The following is a 16,618-nucleotide window of genomic DNA, read 5'->3' as shown; positions in this document are numbered from 1 at the left end:
ATGACCGTTGCGACTCCCATGATCGAGGTGCGGGGCCTCGGAAAGATGTTCACCCTGCACAACCAGGGCGGCATTCGCCTGCCGGTGCTGGAGGCGGTCGATTTCGACGCCGCCGCCGGCGACTGCCTGGTGCTGGCGGGCCCCTCAGGCACCGGCAAGAGCACCTTGCTGCGCTGCCTCTACGGCAACTACCTGGCCACCGAAGGCAGCATCCGCGTGCGCGCCGGGGACGACTGGGTCGAACTGGTCGGCGCGCCCGAGCAGCGCATCCTGGCGCTGCGGCGCGACGTCATCGGCTACGTCAGCCAGTTCCTGCGGGTGATCCCGCGCGTGTCGGCGCTGGACGTGGTGGCCGAGCCGCTGCGCATGGCCGGCATCGACGCCGGCGAGGCGCGCGAGCGCGCCGCCGCCATGCTGCGCCGCCTGAACGTGCCGCAGCGGCTGTGGGGGCTGGCGCCCGCCACGTTCTCGGGCGGCGAACAGCAACGGGTCAACATCGCCCGCGGCTTCATCGCCCGGCATCCCATCCTGCTGCTGGACGAGCCGACCGCGTCGCTGGATCCGGACAACCGCGCGGTGGTGGTGGCGCTGATCCGCGAAGCGCGCGCCGCCGGCCGCTGCCTGCTGGGCATCTTCCACGATGAAGAAGTGCGCGACGCGGTGGCGTCGCGGGTCCTGGCCCTGCGTCCCGCGCAGGCCGCCGTCGAATTGGAGTGAGCATGACCAGCACCTACCTGACCCACGCCCGCGTCGTCTTGCCCGACCGCGTGCTGGAAGACAGCGCCGTCCTGATCGACGACGGCGTCATCGCCGCCATCGCGCCCGATGGCGCCGCGGCCGACCGCGAGATCGACCTGCGCGGCCTGACGCTGGTGCCGGGCCTGGTCGACCTGCATTGCGATGCCATCGAAAAGGAAGCCGAGCCGCGTTCGAAAGTGCTGTTCCCGCTGGATTTCGCGGTGGCGCAGGTGGATCGCCGCAACGCCGCGGCCGGCATCACCACGCCCTATCATGCGCTGTCGTTCGCCAACAGCGAATGGGGCGTGCGCAACAACGACACCGCCGCGCAGGTGGTGCGCAGCGTGCGCGCCTTCCGCCAGCACAGCCTGGTCGACAACCGCGTGCACTGTCGCTACGAAGTGACCGACGCCACCTCGGTGCCGGTGTTGCGGCAGCTGATGGACGAGGGCGCGGTGGACCTGCTTTCGGTGATGGACCATTCGCCGGGCCAGGGCCAGTTCAAGACGCTGGAGTCATACCTGCAATACATGATCGGCAACCACGCCATGAGCCGCGAGCAGGCCGAGGAGGCCGCGCATGCCAAGGCGCGCGCCAAGGATGGCGCGGTGCAGCGTGTGGAAACGCTGCTTGCGCATGCGCGCGACCGGGGCATCCCCACCGCCAGCCATGACGACGATTCGATCCATCGCATCGCCACCATGCGCAACCTGGGCGTGGCGATGAGCGAGTTTCCGATCACGCTCGATACCGCCCGCGCCGCGGTGTCCTGCGGCCTGCCCACCATCCTGGGCGCGCCCAACGTGCTGCGCGGCAAGAGCCAGAGCGGCTCGATGCGCGCCATCGACGCGATCCGCGCGGGCGTGGCCAGCTGCCTGTGCTCGGACTACCAGCCCTCGACCCTGATCGCCGCGGCCTTCGCGGTGACGGCGCAGACCGACCTGACGCTGCCGCAGGCGATTGCGCTGGTGACGGCGAATCCGGCCGACGCCTGCGGCCTGGCCGATCGCGGCCGCATCGCCGTGGGCCAGCGCGCCGACCTGGTGGCCGTGGCGCAGGTGGGCACGTTGCCGCTCATCAGCCATACCTGGAGCGCCGGCCGCCTGGTGTTCTCGACCCACTATGCGCCGGCGCGCGCGCCGACGCCCGCGCGCGCGGCCGAGGCCGACGGCCTGGTGGCGGCCTGAGAAACCGTCAAACCTTGTCGCCGGACAAGCGGGCGGCACGCGCATCTGGTTAAATGGGCGGACGAGGACGCCGCCAGCGGGCGGGCGGCCCGTCTGCCTTATTTTCCGGAGCACGTGATGGCACGATTCAATTTCACCCAGGACCCCGAAGAACCCGATCTCTGGGCCGCCGAAAACGTGCCCGTGGGCGAAGGCCGTCCGCCCATCCACGTGATGGTGCAGACCGACGGCGAGGAACCGTCCGGCGCGGCGTCCAAGGTGGTCAAGGCCATCATCGACAACCTCGATGAGCAGGTCCTGGCCGCGGCCGACTTCCTGCTGGACAACTACTCATACGAACATTGCAAGAAGCTCGGCATCGAGGACGACCAGCTGCTGGGCGAGGAAACCGCCGAGGCGATGGCCGGGAAGGCCGTGCTGCGCGCCCTCTGGCTGTTCGACGAGGACGGCGACGGCTACGAACTGTGGTTCACGCTGCCGTGGGACCCGGTGCACACCTACGACGTGGAATTCGAGGACGGCGCGCCGGTGTCGTGTTCGGTCAACGACTGAGTCAACGCGGTGGCCCGGGCGGGCCGTCGGATCGACCGACCCATGAAAAACGGGCCCCGCATTCATCGCGGGGCCCGTGCTTGCGGTTCTGGAACGAGTCGGCGCGCCTGGCTCAGGCCTCGCGCGAGGCCGTGCGCGGCGGCGCTGAAACCGCGCTGGTGGCAGTGTCGGCGGCCGCCAGGTCCTCTTCCTTGCCTTCCATCTTGGCGATGACGGCGGTGGCCAGGCTGTTGCCGACCACGTTGGTGGCGGTGCGGCCCATGTCGAAGAACTGGTCGATGCCCATGATCAGCAGCAGGCCGGCCTCGGGCAGGTGGAACATCGGCAGCGTCGCCGCCACCACCACCAGCGAAGCGCGCGCCACGCCCGCCATGCCCTTGCTGGTCACCATCAGCACCAGCAGCAGCGTCAGTTGCTGCGAGAAGCTCATCTCGATGTTGTAGGCCTGCGCGATGAACAGCACCGCGAACGACTGGTACATCATCGAGCCGTCCAGGTTGAACGAGTAGCCCAGCGGCAGCACGAAACCCGAAATGCGCTTGGACACGCCGAAACGCTCCAGCGCCTCGATGGTCTTGGGATAGGCCGATTCGCTGCTGGCGGTCGAGAAGGCCAGCAGGGTCGGTTCCTTGATCAGGCCGCCCAGGCGGAAGGTCGAACGGCCCAGGAACAGGTAGCCCACGCCGAACAGGATGGCCCACAGCAGCGCCAGCCCCAGGTAGAACTCGCCGATCAGCTTGCCGTAGCTGACCAGCACGCCCAGGCCCTCGGTGGTGATGGCGGCGGCCATGGCGGCGAACACGCCCAGCGGCGCGAAGCGCATCACGTAGTCGGTGACGCGGAACATGATCTTGGCCAGCTCGTCGATCATGTTGTAGATGGTGTTGTGGCCCTTGCCGCGGATGAACGACAGCGCCGCGCCGAAGAACAGCGAGAACACCAGGATCTGCAGGATCTCGTTATTGGCCATGGCTTCGGCGATGCTCTTGGGGAACACGTGCGCGATGAAGGCCTTGAGGGTGAAGTCGCCGGTCTTCAGGCCGGCCGTGGCGGCCGCGTCGGGCAGCGCCAGGTTCAGGTGCGCGCCGGGCTGGAAGATGTTGACCAGCGCCAGGCCCAGCAGCAGCGAGATGGCAGAGGCCGCGATGAACCAGAACATGGCGCGCAGGCCGATGCGGCCGACGGCGCTGGCATCGCTCATGCTGGCCAGGCCGGACACCAGGGTGGCGAATACCAGGGGCGCGATGATCATCTTGATCATGCGCAGGAAGATGTCGGTGATGAGGCTGAAGTACGAGGCGATTTCCTTGGCCTCTTGCGCGTTCTGCGCATACTTGTTGCAGAAATAGCCCACCACGACGCCCAGCACCATGGCGATGCCGATGTAACGCGTCAGCTTCTTTGTATTCATCTTCAAAAACAGGAAAACGGGGATCGTCGCGGTCGGCCGGGGGAAGGCCTTACCCGCCGGCATGGGGCGGGGCGGATCGGTCCAATGACGGATATGCCGGAAGGGACCCGGAGCGGCGCGGGTTAACCCTTGGGGCGCGATGTTAACGCCGCCAACCTGACAGTTAGTTGTCAGGTTGGGGACGGGTCAACCCCGACTGCCGCCGCGCCGGCCTCATGACAAAATGGCCTGGCCCCGGGACGCCCAGGCGCTGCCCGGGGGCGGGCGCCATCCATACAGATATTGGGCCAGCCAGGCCCGCCGTCACCAATAAGGAGAAAGCCGTGGGAGACAAAGCCATGCCGCAACGCGAATTGTCCGTGCTGGCCTCGGGGTACACCTTCCTGGAGGGACTGCGCTGGCGCGACGGGCGCCTGTGGGCATCGGACTTCTATACAGGCAAGGTCATCGCCGTCGATCTGGAGGGCAGGGTGGAAGTCATCTGCCGAGTCCTGGAGCAGCCGTCCGGCCTGGGATGGCTGCCGGACGGTCGCCTGCTGATTTCCTCCATGAAGGACCGCAAGCTGCTGCGGCGCGAGCCCGACGGCCGGCTGGTCACGCATTGCGACCTGTCCGCCCTGACCGGCGGACCGGTCAACGACATGGTGGTCGACGAGCTGGGCCGCGCCTACGTGGGCAATTTCGGTTTCGACCTGATGGCCGGCGAGCCTTTCGCCACCACCACCCTGGTGCGGGTGGATCCGGACGGGGTGGCCCAGGTGGTGGCGGACGGATTGTGGTTCCCCAACGGTTCCTTCATCACCCCCGACGGCAAGACCCTGATCGTCAACGAGACCTTCGGCAACCGGATCTCGGAATTCGACATCCTGGCGGACGGGGCGCTGGGGCCGCGGCGCGACTGGGCCCACTTCGGCGCCCTGCCGGAGTCGGACGACCTGTCGGTGCTGATCGAAGCGTCGGCCATCGGGCCGGACGGCGGCGCGCTGGACGCCGAGGGCGCGCTGTGGGTGGCCGACGCGATCGGCAAGCGCATCGTGCGGCTGGCGCGCGGCGGCCGGATTCTGGAACAAATCGATACCGGCGAACTGGGCATCTTTGCGGCTGCCCTGGGCGGGCCGGACGGCAAGACGCTGTTCATGGCGGCGGCGCCCGATTTCATCGAGGCCAACCGCCGCGCCCGGCCCGAAGGGCGGATCCTGGTGACGCGGGTGGACGTGCCGCGCGCCGGCCGCCCCTAACGGCTGGCCTGCTTATGGGGGAGGCGCCCGGCCGCGGCTCGGGCGGCCGGTTTAGTCCTGGCGGATAGGGATACCCGTCGTTTCAAGACCTTTCTTCGAATCCCCCGTAAAATCTCACCATTCCGCTTGATTTCAACCATCTTTCAATCGACAGTACCTAAGGAGGACCACTCATGGCCCTAGTCTCCATGCGCCAGTTGCTCGACCACGCCGCCGAGCACGGCTACGGCATTCCGGCATTCAACGTCAATAACCTGGAACAGGTCCAGGCCATCATGGAAGCCGCGGCGGAGACCGACAGCCCGGTGATCATGCAGGCCTCGGCCGGCGCCCGCAAGTACGCCGGCGAAGGCTTCCTGAAGCACCTGATCCAGGCCGCCGTGGAGTCCTACCCGCACATCCCCGTGGTCATGCACCAGGACCACGGCCAGTCGCCCAAGGTCTGCCAGGGCGCCATCGACTTGGGCTTTTCCAGCGTCATGATGGACGGCTCGCTCAAGGAAGACGGCAAGACCATCGCCGACTACGACTACAACGTCGAGGTCACCAAGAAGGTGGTGGACGTGGCCCACAAGCTGGGCGTGACGGTCGAAGGCGAACTGGGCTGCCTGGGCTCGCTCGAAACCATGCAGGGCGACAAGGAAGACGGCCACGGCGCCGACGGCAAGCTGACCATGGACCAGCTGCTGACCGACCCGGAGCAGGCCGCCGACTTCGTGCGCCGCACCCAGCTCGACGCCCTGGCCATCGCCATCGGCACCAGCCACGGCGCCTACAAGTTCACGCGCAAGCCCACCGGCGACATCCTGTCGATCGCCCGCATCAAGGAAATCCACGCCCGCCTGCCCAACACCCACCTGGTGATGCACGGCAGCTCCAGCGTGCCGCAGGAACTGCTGGCCGAGATTCGTGAATTCGGCGGCAACATGAAGGAAACCTACGGCGTGCCGGTCGAGGAAATCCAGGAAGCCATCAAGTACGGCGTGCGCAAGATCAATATCGACACCGATATCCGTCTGGCCATGACCGGCGCCATCCGCCGCTTCTTCGCCGAGAACCCCGAGAAATTCGACCCGCGCGAATACCTGAAGCCGGCCCGCGCCGCCGCCAAGGCGATCTGTGTGGCTCGCTACACCGAGTTCGGCACCGCCGGCAACGCCAGCAAGATCAAGGCGCTGCCGCTGACCGAGATCGCCGCCCAGTACGCCTCGGGCAAGCTGACCCAAGTGGTGCAGTAAGCCGCCGGCCGCCTTCCCCGGAAGGCGGGCAGCAAAAAGGCGGACCCTGGCGGGTCCGCCTTTTTTCTTTGCGCGCCGGCCCTGTCAGGCGGGCGGCGCGTTGCGGGGGAAATGCGGCACGGTCCTGTCCACGTGGTGCCAGGACGGGGCCGAGTCCGTCCACATGGTGACGCGGGTGTGGAAGGCCTCGGGGTCGTCCAGCGAACCGGCCCGAACCACCTCGTAGCCCATGCCGTCCGAGCCGCCGAACAGCGGCGTGCCGCAGTCGGCACAGAAGCTGCGCATCACGGTGTGGCCGGAATCGCCCTGGTAGCGGTGCTCGCGCGCCTTGCCGCGCAGCAGGGTGACCGAGCCGGCCGGCAGGATCAGCGCGTGGGCCGGCGCGCCGCCGCTGGAATACTGGCAATCGCGGCAATGACAGGTGGCCGCCATGATCGGCTCTTCGGTCACCGCGTAGCGCACCGCGCCGCATTGGCAGCCGCCGGTCAGGTGGACCTGCGCGTCGGCGTGCGGCGGGCGTTTCTGGGTTGCATCCTGCATACGACTCTGTCTCCTCCAGGGGTAAAGGGGGCGCCGTGACGCGGTGCGCGGCCGGCGCATTTTTTGGAATCCGGCCAGACTAACCCGGGGCCCGCCGCGCGGCAAGACGGGGCTATTTGCAGTAACCTATGCGCTTTGCGCGACCCCCATTTTTGCCATAGGCCATTTTTCCGTGACTTCTGCTTTGCATCAATCCAGCATCAAGTCCTTGCCGCTGCTGGGCCGCGGTAAGGTCCGCGACATGTACGCGGTGGGCGACGACAAGTTGCTGATCGTCGCGTCGGACCGCATCTCGGCGTTCGACGTCATTCTCGACGATCCCATTCCCGGCAAGGGGCAGGTGCTGACCGAACTGACCGAGTTCTGGCTGCAGAAGCTGGCCCACATCCTGCCGAACCACTCCACCGGCATCAAGGCCGAAGACGTGGTGGCGCCCGACGAAGTCGACCAGGTGCGCGGCCGCGCCGTGGTGGTCAAGCGCCTCAAGCCGATCCTGGTGGAAGCGGTGGCCCGCGGCTACCTGATCGGTTCCGGCTGGAAGGATTACCAGGCCACCGGCGCCGTCTGCGGCATCAAGCTGCCCGCCGGCCTGCAGCAGGCCAGCCAGCTGCCCGAGCCGATCTTCACGCCGGCGGCCAAGGCCGAATTCGGCATGCACGACGAAAACGTCGATTTCGCGCATGTGGTCAAGGAAGTCGGCCAGGAAATGGCCGAGCGCATCCGCGACGTCACGCTCAAGCTGTACACCGAAGCGGCCCGCTTCGCCGCCACCAAGGGCATCATCATCGCCGACACCAAGTTCGAGTTCGGCCTGGACGACGACGGCACGCTGTACCTGATGGACGAAGTGCTGACGCCCGACTCCTCGCGCTTCTGGCCGGCCGACGGCTACCGCGTCGGCATCAGCCCGCCTTCGTTCGACAAGCAGTTCGTGCGCGACTGGCTCGAGACCCAGACCTGGGACAAGACCCCGCCGGCGCCGCGCCTGCCGCAGGACGTGCTGGAAAAGACGGCCGCCAAGTATCGCGAAGCGCTCGACCGCCTGGTGGCCTGACGCGCCGCCCATTCGAAAGACCGCCCGAAAGACCGCCCGATCGCCGGGCGGTTTTTTTTTGCCCGGCGCAGACCGTTCGTCAGGGAAATCCCTGTTTTTCGGTAAGAATTATTGCGTATTGTTACGTTATACTCGCCGGCAACTTGCAACAGGAAGCCGTCGGCGCGCCCGCGCGGCTTTCTCTCTGTCAACTTGCCGGACGCGGCCCGCAGCCGCCGCCTGGGCCTGGCCGCCCACCGGATGCAGAAAGGAGCTGCGCATGATCATGATGTTGCCTTTCCTGACCGGACTGGTCGCCGTCTGGTTCGGCCTGCTGGGCAAGCGCCGTCCCTGCGTCGCTTTCTGGCTGATCACCCTGGCGGTGTTCGCCGCCTGGTGCCAGTTCCACATGACCAGCCCGCTGGCGCTGTCGCTGTAGGCCCCGCCGACATGATCTTTTCCCGCAATCCGGCGCGCGGCTCGCGCGTGCTCAACGCCCTGGCCCTGTTGGGCGTGACCGCCATCCTCGGGCTGGCCTTCGCCTGGCAATTCGCCTACGACGAATTGCCGTGCCCGCTCTGCCTGCTGCAGCGCGTGGCCTTCATGCTGGCCGGGGTGGGGCTGTTGCTGAACCTGCGGCTGGGCCCGTCCCCCATGCACTACGCCATGACCATTGCCGCCTCGCTGGGCGGCATGGTGGCGTCGGGCCGCCAGGTGCTGTTGCACATCGCCCCGGGCGATGCCGGCTACGGCACGCCGTTCCTGGGCCTGCACTTCTATACCTGGGCCTTCATCGCCTTCGGCGCCCTGATCGTGTTCTGCGTGCTGATGCTGTCGGTGGATCGCAAATGGGGCGACAACATGCTCAAGCGGCCGGTGTCGGTGCTGGGCGTGGTCATCATGGCCCTGTTTTTCATCATGGTGCTCGCCAACCTGGGCAGCACCACGCTGCAATGCGGTTTCGGGCCCTGCCCGGACAATCCCGCCGGGTATCTCTGGCTGGGTTCGGGCAATACGCCATAGGGGTGGCGCCGGCGCCGGGTAAAATACCGGGTTTCGCGGCACGGCCGCGGCCTTTCAACGACTCGACACCGGTTATGACAGCCAAGACTTCCGCAGCGGCAGACGCCACCCCCGTGGTGGGCGTGATTATGGGTTCTTCCAGCGATTGGGAGGTCATGAAGCACGCCGTCACCATGCTCGAAGACTTCGGCGTGCCGTACGAGGCGCGCGTGATTTCCGCGCACCGCATGCCGCAGGACATGGCCGAGTACGGCGCCGCCGCGTTCGACCGCGGCCTGCGCGGCATCATCGCCGGCGCGGGCGGCGCGGCCCACCTGCCGGGCATGATGGCGGCCCTGACCGAGGTGCCGGTGTTCGGCGTGCCGGTGCCGTCCAAGTACCTGCGCGGCGAGGATTCGCTGCTGTCCATCGTGCAGATGCCCAAGGGCGTGCCGGTGGCCACCTTCGCCATCGGCGAGGCCGGCGCCGCCAACGCCGCGCTGCACCTGATCGCCACGCTGGCGGGCACCGATGCCGGCCTGCACAAGAAGCTGGTGGCGTTCCGCGCGCGCCAGACGCAGGCCGCGCGCGACATGAAGGTTCCGCCCGAGGCCTGATCCCCATGACGCAATCGACTGCTTTCACCATTGCCCCCGGCGGCTGGCTCGGCCTGCTGGGCGGCGGCCAGTTGGGCCGCATGTTCTGCCACGCGGCGCAAAGCCTGGGCTACAAGGTCGCGGTGCTGGACCCGGCCGCCGAGTGCCCGGCGGGCATGGTGGCGGACCTGCACATCCAGGCCGCCTATGACGACGAAGACGGCTTGGCGCGCCTGGCGCAGACCTGTCAGGCCGTCACCACCGAATTCGAGAACGTGCCGGCCGACAGCCTGCGCGCGCTGGCGGCCCGCTGCCGCGTCAGCCCGGCCGCCGACGCGGTCGCCATCGTGCAGGACCGCATCGCCGAGAAGGCCTTCATCGCCAGCCAGGGCATCCCGGTTGCGCCACACGCCGCCATCCGCAGCGAAGCCGACCTGCGCGCCGTGCCCGACAGCCTGTTCCCCGGCATCCTCAAGGTCGCGCGCCTGGGCTACGACGGCAAGGGTCAGGCCCGCATCGATTCGCGCGAGGCCGCGCTGGCCGCGTTCGCCGAGTTCGGCGGCGTGGCCTGCGTGCTGGAAGCGCTGATGCCGCTGGACTATGAGATCTCGGTCGTGATCGCGCGCGGTTTCGACGGCGCCAGCGTGGTGTTCCCGGTGGCGCGCAACGTGCATCGCGACGGCATCCTGGCCGTGTCGACGGCGGCGCCGGTCAAGCTTGACGCCGCCCACGCCGAACGCCAGGCGCAGGCCACCGCGGCCGCGCAGGCCATCGCGCAGGGCCTGGGCTACCACGGCGTGCTGTGCGTGGAATTCTTCGTGCTCCAGGACGGCAGCCTGATCGTCAACGAGATCGCGCCGCGTCCGCACAACAGCGGCCACTACACCATGGACGCCTGCGTCACCAGCCAGTTCGAGCAGCAGGCGCGCGCCATGGCCGGCCTGCCGCTGGGCGGCACCGACCTGCTGGCGCCGGCCGTGATGCTGAACCTGCTGGGCGACATCTGGTATCCGTTGGCTACCGGCGACACGCAGCGCGAGCCCGACTGGGCCGCCGCGCTGGCGGTGCCCACGGCCAAGCTGCACCTGTACGGCAAGCGCGAGGCGCGCCGCGGCCGCAAGATGGGCCACGTCACCATCGTCGCGCCGACGCTGCAACAGGCCCGGGCCGACGCGGCGCGTGTCGCCGCCGCGCTGGGCATGCAGGCGCCCGAGTAACGCCATGTCCGCTCCGTCCGTCTCCGCCAGCGCCGCGGACATCGCCGACGCCGCCCGGCGCCTGCTGGCCGGCGAGCTGGTCGCGTTCCCGACCGAAACCGTCTACGGCCTGGGCGCGGACGCCGAGAACCCGCGGGCGGTGGGCAGGATCTACGCCGCCAAGGGCCGGCCGTCGAACCACCCGGTGATCGTGCACATCGCGCCGCAGGGCGACCTGTCGTACTGGGCGGCCGAGGTGCCGCCCGAGGCGCGCCTATTGATCGACGCCTTCTGGCCCGGTCCGCTGACGCTGATCCTCAAGCGCGCGCCGCATATCGCCGACACGGTCAGCGGCGGCCAGGACAGCATCGGCATCCGCTGCCCCTCGCATCCGGTGGCGCAGGCGCTGCTGGCGGCGTTCGCGGCCGGCAAGCCGAACGGGCAGGGCGGCGTGGCCGCGCCGTCGGCCAACAAGTTCGGCCAGGTTTCGCCGACCCGCGCCGACCACGTGCGCGGTGAATTTCCCGACGAGGTCGCGGCCGGCATGCCGGTGCTGGAAGGCGGCGCCTCCGAGGTCGGCATCGAATCCACCATCCTGGACCTGTCGCGCCTGGATCGCGGCGCCGGCCCGGTGCTGCTGCGCCCCGGCCACATCAGCGCCGCGCAGATCGAGGCCGTGCTGGGCGTGCAGGTGTTCGCGCCCGACGCCGCCGCGCCGCGCGCCTCGGGCACGCTGAAGGCGCACTATGCGCCGCGCACCGCGCTGGAACTGGCGTCCGACGCGCGCCTGCAAGCCGCGCTCCAGGGCCGCGGCCTGCCGCCGGGCAAGGTCGTGGTGGTGGCGTACACGCCGCCGCCGGCGGCCGTCGATGCGCGCATCCAGTGGCAACAGGTGCCGGCCGATCCGGCGCGCTACGCCCAGGCGCTGTACGCCTTGCTGCGCGATCTGGACGGCCAGGGCTTTGCGCGCATTATCGTGCAGGCGCCGCCAGCCGATGACGCGTGGCACGCGGTCAACGACCGCATCGGCCGCGCCGCCGCCGCGTTCACGCTCGACACCACCGACCTGTAGGGGGGCGGCCGTTCAGGCCGCCAGGAATTCCCCGATCCTGGCCACCGCCTGGCGCATCGGCGCCAGGAATTCTCCCGTCAATCGCTCCAGCGGCACCCGCGCCGCCTTGACGCTGACGTTGACGGCGCCGCAGGCCTTGCCGCTGGCCGAGCGCACCGGCACCGAGATGGCGCGCACATTCAATTCCAGTTCCTGGTCGACCAGCGCGTAGTCCTGCTCGCGGATGCGCGCGAGCTCGGCCCGCAGCCGCGCTTCGGTGGTGATGGTGAACTCGGTGTAGGGCTGCAGTTCGATGGCGGCGAAGTAGCGCGCCAGCGCCGGCTCGGACAACTGCGCCAGCAGCACGCGGCCGATCGACGTGCAGTAGGCCGGCAGCCGGCTGCCCAGCCCCATCGAGGTGGCCAGCAGCCGGTTCACTTCCGAGCGCGCCAGGTACAGCATCTCGTGCCCTTCCATGATGGCCAGCGCGCAGGTCTCGTTGACCGTGGCGCTCAGTTCCTCCAGCACTGGTTGCGCCAGCGAGACGAACGGCGTGGACGAGAAGTAGGCGTAGCCCAGCCCCAGGATGCGCGGGGTCAGGATGTACTGGCGGCCATGCTGCTCGGCGATGCCCAGCAGGATCAGGGTGTGCAGGCAGCGCTGCACCACCGCGCGCGGCAGGCCGGCGCGGCGCGCCAGCTCGGCCGCCGTCTGCGGATGGCGGCGCGTGCCGAAGGCACGGATCACGTGCAGGCCGCGCGCCAGCGTCAGCATGTAGTCGGGATCACCGCGCAGCTGGTCGGGGTGGTCCTCGGGGGCGAGGGGCGCGGCGTAGCCGGGCGGGGGAAGGTTGGGCAGCATCAGCCTGCGCGCAGCGGCGCGCCGGTGCGCGCCTGCAGCGCTGTCAATGTCATGCCGTCGATCATATCCCGGACCCGCAGGCCGTCGGGCGTGACGTCGATCACGGCCAGGTCGGTGTAGATGCGGTCGACCACGCCGGCGCCGGTCAGCGGGTAGGTGCAGCGCTCGACGATCTTGGGCGAGCCGTCCTTGCTGTTGTGTTCCATCAGGATGTAGACGCTGCGCGCGCCCACCGCCAGGTCCATGGCGCCGCCCACGGCCGGCGCTTCGCCCGGCTTGTTGAGGGACCAGTTGGCCAGGTCGCCGTTGGCCGCGACCTGCATGCCGCCCATGACGCAGATGTCCAGGTGGCCGCCGCGCATCATGGCGAAGGAATCGGCGTGGTGGAAATAGGCGCCGCCTTCGAGCAGCGTCACCGGCTGCTTGCCGGCGTTGATCAGGTCCAGGTCGATGTCGTCCTCGGCCGGCGGCGGGCCCATGCCGAGAATGCCGTTTTCACTGTGCAGCACGATTTCGCGGCCAGCGGGCAAATGGGCGGCCACCAGCACCGGCATGCCGATGCCCAGGTTGACGTAGCTGCCGTCGGGAATGTCCTGGGCCAGGCGCCGCGCCATGGCTTCGCGGGTAAGGGGAGTGGGCATGGGAATCCTTCAGCTGGAGAACGCGGAGTGGGCCACCTGGGTGACGCGCTTGACGAAGATGCCCGGCGTCACCACGGCCTCGGGCGACAGCTCGCCCAACGCCACCTTGGCGCGCACCTGCACGATGGTGGTCTTCGCGGCCATGCACATGATGGGGCCGAAGTTGCGGGCGCTCTTGCGGTAGGTCAGGTTGCCCCAGCGGTCGGCCAGATCGGCCTTGACCAGGGCGAAGTCGCCGTGCAGCGGCGTCTCGAATACATGGCCGCGGCCATCGATGATGCGGGTTTCCTTGCCGGCGGCCAGTTCGGTGCCGTAGGCCGTGGGGGTGAAGAAGCCGCCCAGGCCGGCGCCGGCGGCACGCAGCCGTTCGGCGATGGTGCCCTGCGGCACGCATTCGAGCTCGATGCCGCCGCGCCGGTACAGGTCGTCGAAGACCCACGAATGCGAGGCCTTGGGAAACGAGCAGATCACCTTGCGCACCCGGCCGGCCTTTATCAGGGCCGCCAGGCCGGTCTCGTGGTTGCCTGCGTTGTTGCTGACCACGGTGAGTTCGCGCGCGCCCTGCTCGATCAGGGCGTGCAGCAGTTCGGTGGGCATGCCGGCGCCGCCGAAGCCGCTGACCAGCACGGTGGCGCCGTCGTGGATGTCGGCCACGGCGGCCGCGGGAGTGTCGATGAACTTGTCGATCATGGTTGTTGCTTCCGATGGCGCGCGCGCGGCGCGCCCCGTGTTGCTCAATCCACCGTGATGCGGGCCTGCTGGATGATCCCGGCGTAGCGCGCCGAGTCCTGCTTCATCAGTTCGGCGAACTGCGCGGAGGTGCCGCTGGCCGGCAGGAAGCCGGCATCCAGGAATTTCTGGCGCACGTCCGGTTCCTGCACGATTTCGCTGATCTCGCGCGCCATGCGTTCGATGATCGGCCTGGGCGTGTTGGCCGGCGCCATCAGGCCGGCCCAGGAGCCGGTGACGAAGCCCGGCATGCCGGCCTCTTCCATGGTCGGAATCGACGGCTCGGTGGGCCAGCGCTGCTTGCCGGTGAAGCCCAGCGCCTTCAGGCGGTTCTGCTTGACGTACTGCATCGGCACCAGGATCGGGTCGAACACCATCGACACCCGGCCGCCCAGCAGGTCGGTCAGGATCGGCGCGCTGCCCTTGTAGGCCACGTGCGTCATGGTGATCTTGTTGCGCAGCGCGAAGTCGGCGCCGGTCAGGTGCGCGCTGGAACCGTTGCCGCTGGAGGCATAGGTGAGCTTGTCGGGATGCTTGCGGGCGTATTCCACCAGCTCGGCCACGCTGTTGACGGGCAGGTCCTGCGAGACGAACAGGAACAGCGGCAGGTCGGCCATCTGCGCCACCGGCGTCAGGTCCTCGGGCTTGTAGCCCAGCTTGTAGAGGTGGAAGTTGATGATGTAGGCCGGCAGGATCGACAGGAAGGTGTAGCCGTCCGGGTCGGCCTTGGCCGCGATCGCCGAGCCCACGCTGCTGTTGGCGCCCGGGCGGTTTTCGACAATGATGGTCTGCTTCAGGCGCGGGCCGAGCTTTTCCATCACGATGCGGGTGACGATGTCGGTGGAGCCGCCCGGCGTGTAGGGCACGATGATCTTGATGGGTTTGCTGGGCCAGTCATCCGCCTGGGCGGGGCCGGCGGCCAGGCCGAGGGCGGCCAGGGCGGTGCACAACAGGGTCTTGAGGGCGTGGCGGCGATACCTTGCCGCGAGGCTGCGGAGCTGCGGTTTCCTTGCGAGTGCCATGGATTTGTCTCCTCCATGAATCGGCCGAATGCCGGCGCGCGTCCCGCGGTTTTTGTTGTGGCGCGGCCGGTTTTTCTGTGGGTTGGTGATCGCGCCGTCCAGCGGACAGGGCGCGAAAAAAGTATGGCACGCAGGGCCGCGCCAACCGGGGCGCACAGCTGCCAATAAAGTTCGATCACCGGACTTCCTGCGCTCGTCCGCATCCATTTGCTACTCGGGTTTCCACTAGGCCGGTGTGCGTTGTTCACGCCGTGGACATGGCGTAATCTGGCGGCCGGCCCGCAAAGCATGGGCTTGGTTTCAGCCGCCGCGGGCCTACAGGCCGGCGCGGGCATCTAATTCAGGAGAAGCAATAATGAAGCGGTTGATTTCGTTTGCTGCCGGCGCGCTTGCCCTGGCGTGCGCATCCCAGGCGGCGGTGGCCGGCCCCACGCTGGATGCGGTCAAGAAGAAGGGTTACGTGCAGTGCGGCCTGACCGACGGCGTTTCGGGCTTCTCGGCCACCAACAGCAAGGGCGAATGGGAAGGCATGGATGTGGACATCTGCCGCGCCGTCGCCGCCGCCGTGTTCGGCGACCCGACCAAGTTCAAGGGCACCGCGCTGTCGACCCAGCAACGCTTCACCGCGCTGCAATCGGGCGAAGTCGACGTGCTGCTGCGCACCGTCACCCTGACGCAGACGCGCGACACCTCGCTGGGCCTGTCGGCCGTGGCGGCCAGCTTCTATGACGGCCAGGGCATCCTGGTGAACAAGAAGCTGGGCGTGAAAAGCGCCAAGGAACTGAACGGCGCCACCGTCTGCGTGCAGCCGGGCACCACCACCGAACTGAACCTGGCCGACTGGTTCCGCGCCAACAATATCGAATTCAAGCCGGTCGTGATCGACAAGGTCACCGAAGTCGTGCGCGCCTTCGAATCGGGCCGTTGCGACGCCTTCACCGACGACGCCTCGCAACTGGCCGCGGTGCGCGCCACGCAGGTCGCCAAGCCGGACGACTACGAGATCCTGCCGGAGCGCTTCTCCAAGGAGCCGCTCGGCCCCATGGTGCGCCAGGGCGACGAGAACTGGCTGGGCATCGTCCGCTGGACGCTGTTCGCGCTGCTGGAAGCCGAGGAATACGGCATCACGCAGAAGAACGTGGACGAGATGCTCAAGAGCAACAACCCCAACATCTCGCGCATCCTGGGCGTGACGCCGGGCGCCGGCAAGAACATGGGCCTGGACGAGAAGTGGGCCTACAACGCCATCAAGGCCGTGGGCAACTACAGCGAAGTGTTCGAGCGCAACGTCGGCAAGGACAGCAAGCTGGGCCTGCAACGCGGCACCAACGCGTTGTGGAGCAAGGGCGGCGCGATGTATCCGTGGCCGATCCGCTGAACGTGACGGCATGAGCCCGGAACGGCCCGCGCAAGCGGGCCGTTCTGTTTTCGGCGCTTGCCGGCGCCGCGGGCGCCCTGGAAATTCCGGCTGCCGGAACCCCTGAAATGGTTCCATGCCGGGCGCCGCAAATGGCTCTAGCCGGTTTGCGTTACCCTCCCTATGATTGCCGGGGAAGGGCGCGCAGCCGCTTGCGCCCGCCCGA

The 16,618-nt window shown here is 68.3% G+C and carries 18 protein-coding genes; 12 read left to right on the top strand and 6 right to left on the bottom strand.

All coding sequences use genetic code 11. The features are described 5' to 3' along the window. From phnL to AC6CR5_RS14305, 3 genes are all read left to right on the top strand, one after another. Positions 1-717: a phosphonate C-P lyase system protein PhnL gene (gene phnL, locus AC6CR5_RS14315; RefSeq protein ID WP_026383179.1), complete on the top strand. Its 717-nt coding sequence runs from the start codon at positions 1-3 to the stop codon at positions 715-717. Between the two features lie 2 nt (positions 718-719). Beyond that, positions 720-1,925 (top strand): alpha-D-ribose 1-methylphosphonate 5-triphosphate diphosphatase, encoded by a 1,206-nt coding sequence (locus AC6CR5_RS14310; RefSeq protein WP_026383178.1) that lies wholly within the window; start codon positions 720-722, stop codon positions 1,923-1,925. A 117-nt stretch (positions 1,926-2,042) separates the two neighbouring features. Next, positions 2,043-2,477, top strand: a complete 435-nt coding sequence (locus AC6CR5_RS14305; protein ID WP_020926725.1) for a hypothetical protein — start codon at positions 2,043-2,045, stop codon at positions 2,475-2,477. A gap of 112 nt (positions 2,478-2,589) precedes the next feature. Here AC6CR5_RS14305 and AC6CR5_RS14300 read toward each other — a convergent pair whose 3' ends face one another. Then, positions 2,590-3,888 (bottom strand): dicarboxylate/amino acid:cation symporter, encoded by a 1,299-nt coding sequence (locus tag AC6CR5_RS14300; RefSeq protein ID WP_035199918.1) that lies wholly within the window; start codon positions 3,886-3,888, stop codon positions 2,590-2,592. Positions 3,889-4,226: 338 nt separating this feature from the next. Between AC6CR5_RS14300 and AC6CR5_RS14295 the strand changes: the two genes are divergently transcribed. Together AC6CR5_RS14295 and fba are read left to right on the top strand one after the other, a co-directional pair. Beyond that, positions 4,227-5,126 carry an SMP-30/gluconolactonase/LRE family protein gene (locus tag AC6CR5_RS14295; RefSeq protein ID WP_047993248.1) on the top strand — a complete coding sequence of 300 codons (900 nt, stop codon included), beginning with the start codon at positions 4,227-4,229 and terminating at the stop codon, positions 5,124-5,126. Positions 5,127-5,299: 173 nt separating this feature from the next. Beyond that, the gene (fba, locus tag AC6CR5_RS14290; protein WP_006385558.1) at positions 5,300-6,364 is read left to right on the top strand and encodes a class II fructose-bisphosphate aldolase; all 1,065 of its coding nucleotides are present in this window, start codon (positions 5,300-5,302) and stop codon (positions 6,362-6,364) included. 84 nt (positions 6,365-6,448) lie between these two features. Here the strand turns inward: fba and AC6CR5_RS14285 are convergent, their stop codons facing one another. Beyond that, positions 6,449-6,904 carry a GFA family protein gene (locus AC6CR5_RS14285; RefSeq protein WP_020926728.1) on the bottom strand — a complete coding sequence of 152 codons (456 nt, stop codon included), beginning with the start codon at positions 6,902-6,904 and terminating at the stop codon, positions 6,449-6,451. 172 nt (positions 6,905-7,076) lie between these two features. On the opposite strand from AC6CR5_RS14285, the gene AC6CR5_RS14280 reads away from it, so the two are divergent. The 6 genes from AC6CR5_RS14280 to AC6CR5_RS14255 all read left to right on the top strand — a co-directional run bounded on the left by AC6CR5_RS14280 (position 7,077) and on the right by AC6CR5_RS14255 (position 11,803). Continuing rightward, the gene (locus AC6CR5_RS14280) at positions 7,077-7,958 is read left to right on the top strand and encodes a phosphoribosylaminoimidazolesuccinocarboxamide synthase (RefSeq protein WP_020926729.1); all 882 of its coding nucleotides are present in this window, start codon (positions 7,077-7,079) and stop codon (positions 7,956-7,958) included. Positions 7,959-8,217: 259 nt separating this feature from the next. Next, positions 8,218-8,376, top strand: coding sequence for a DUF5993 family protein (locus AC6CR5_RS14275; protein ID WP_006385555.1), 159 nt, complete (start codon positions 8,218-8,220; stop codon positions 8,374-8,376). Positions 8,377-8,387: 11 nt separating this feature from the next. Beyond that, positions 8,388-8,960 (top strand): disulfide bond formation protein B, encoded by a 573-nt coding sequence (locus AC6CR5_RS14270; protein WP_006385554.1) that lies wholly within the window; start codon positions 8,388-8,390, stop codon positions 8,958-8,960. A 74-nt stretch (positions 8,961-9,034) separates the two neighbouring features. Continuing rightward, entirely contained in the window at positions 9,035-9,556 is a 522-nt protein-coding gene (purE, locus tag AC6CR5_RS14265) for a 5-(carboxyamino)imidazole ribonucleotide mutase (protein WP_026383173.1), read from the top strand. A 5-nt stretch (positions 9,557-9,561) separates the two neighbouring features. Further along, positions 9,562-10,752 carry a 5-(carboxyamino)imidazole ribonucleotide synthase gene (locus AC6CR5_RS14260; protein WP_437257363.1) on the top strand — a complete coding sequence of 397 codons (1,191 nt, stop codon included), beginning with the start codon at positions 9,562-9,564 and terminating at the stop codon, positions 10,750-10,752. Positions 10,753-10,756: 4 nt separating this feature from the next. Further along, a complete protein-coding gene (locus tag AC6CR5_RS14255) occupies positions 10,757-11,803 on the top strand; it encodes an L-threonylcarbamoyladenylate synthase (RefSeq protein WP_437257364.1) in 1,047 nt (348 codons plus the stop codon). 12 nt (positions 11,804-11,815) lie between these two features. Here AC6CR5_RS14255 and AC6CR5_RS14250 read toward each other — a convergent pair whose 3' ends face one another. Genes AC6CR5_RS14250 through AC6CR5_RS14235 form a run of 4 tightly spaced genes read right to left on the bottom strand, consistent with a single transcriptional unit; the run spans position 11,816 to position 15,035 of the window. Continuing rightward, positions 11,816-12,643 carry an IclR family transcriptional regulator domain-containing protein gene (locus tag AC6CR5_RS14250; RefSeq protein WP_054516100.1) on the bottom strand — a complete coding sequence of 276 codons (828 nt, stop codon included), beginning with the start codon at positions 12,641-12,643 and terminating at the stop codon, positions 11,816-11,818. Beyond that, positions 12,643-13,284, bottom strand: a complete 642-nt coding sequence (locus AC6CR5_RS14245) for a 3-oxoacid CoA-transferase subunit B (RefSeq protein ID WP_006385549.1) — start codon at positions 13,282-13,284, stop codon at positions 12,643-12,645. The genes AC6CR5_RS14250 and AC6CR5_RS14245 overlap by 1 nt, the downstream gene beginning before the upstream one ends. A 9-nt stretch (positions 13,285-13,293) precedes the next feature. Then, positions 13,294-13,974 carry a 3-oxoacid CoA-transferase subunit A gene (locus AC6CR5_RS14240; RefSeq protein ID WP_006385548.1) on the bottom strand — a complete coding sequence of 227 codons (681 nt, stop codon included), beginning with the start codon at positions 13,972-13,974 and terminating at the stop codon, positions 13,294-13,296. Positions 13,975-14,018: 44 nt separating this feature from the next. Next, a complete protein-coding gene (locus AC6CR5_RS14235) occupies positions 14,019-15,035 on the bottom strand; it encodes a Bug family tripartite tricarboxylate transporter substrate binding protein (protein WP_006385547.1) in 1,017 nt (338 codons plus the stop codon). 355 nt (positions 15,036-15,390) lie between these two features. Here AC6CR5_RS14235 and AC6CR5_RS14230 point away from each other — a divergent pair, with 355 nt between their 5' ends. Next, positions 15,391-16,413 carry an amino acid ABC transporter substrate-binding protein gene (locus AC6CR5_RS14230; protein ID WP_006385546.1) on the top strand — a complete coding sequence of 341 codons (1,023 nt, stop codon included), beginning with the start codon at positions 15,391-15,393 and terminating at the stop codon, positions 16,411-16,413. The last annotated feature ends 205 nt before the right edge of the window (positions 16,414-16,618 follow it).

It is taken from the genome of Achromobacter sp. EG18, from assembly GCF_059759395.1.
Note: the sequence above shows the minus strand (reverse complement) of the source record. Positions and strands in the feature narration are given on the sequence as shown.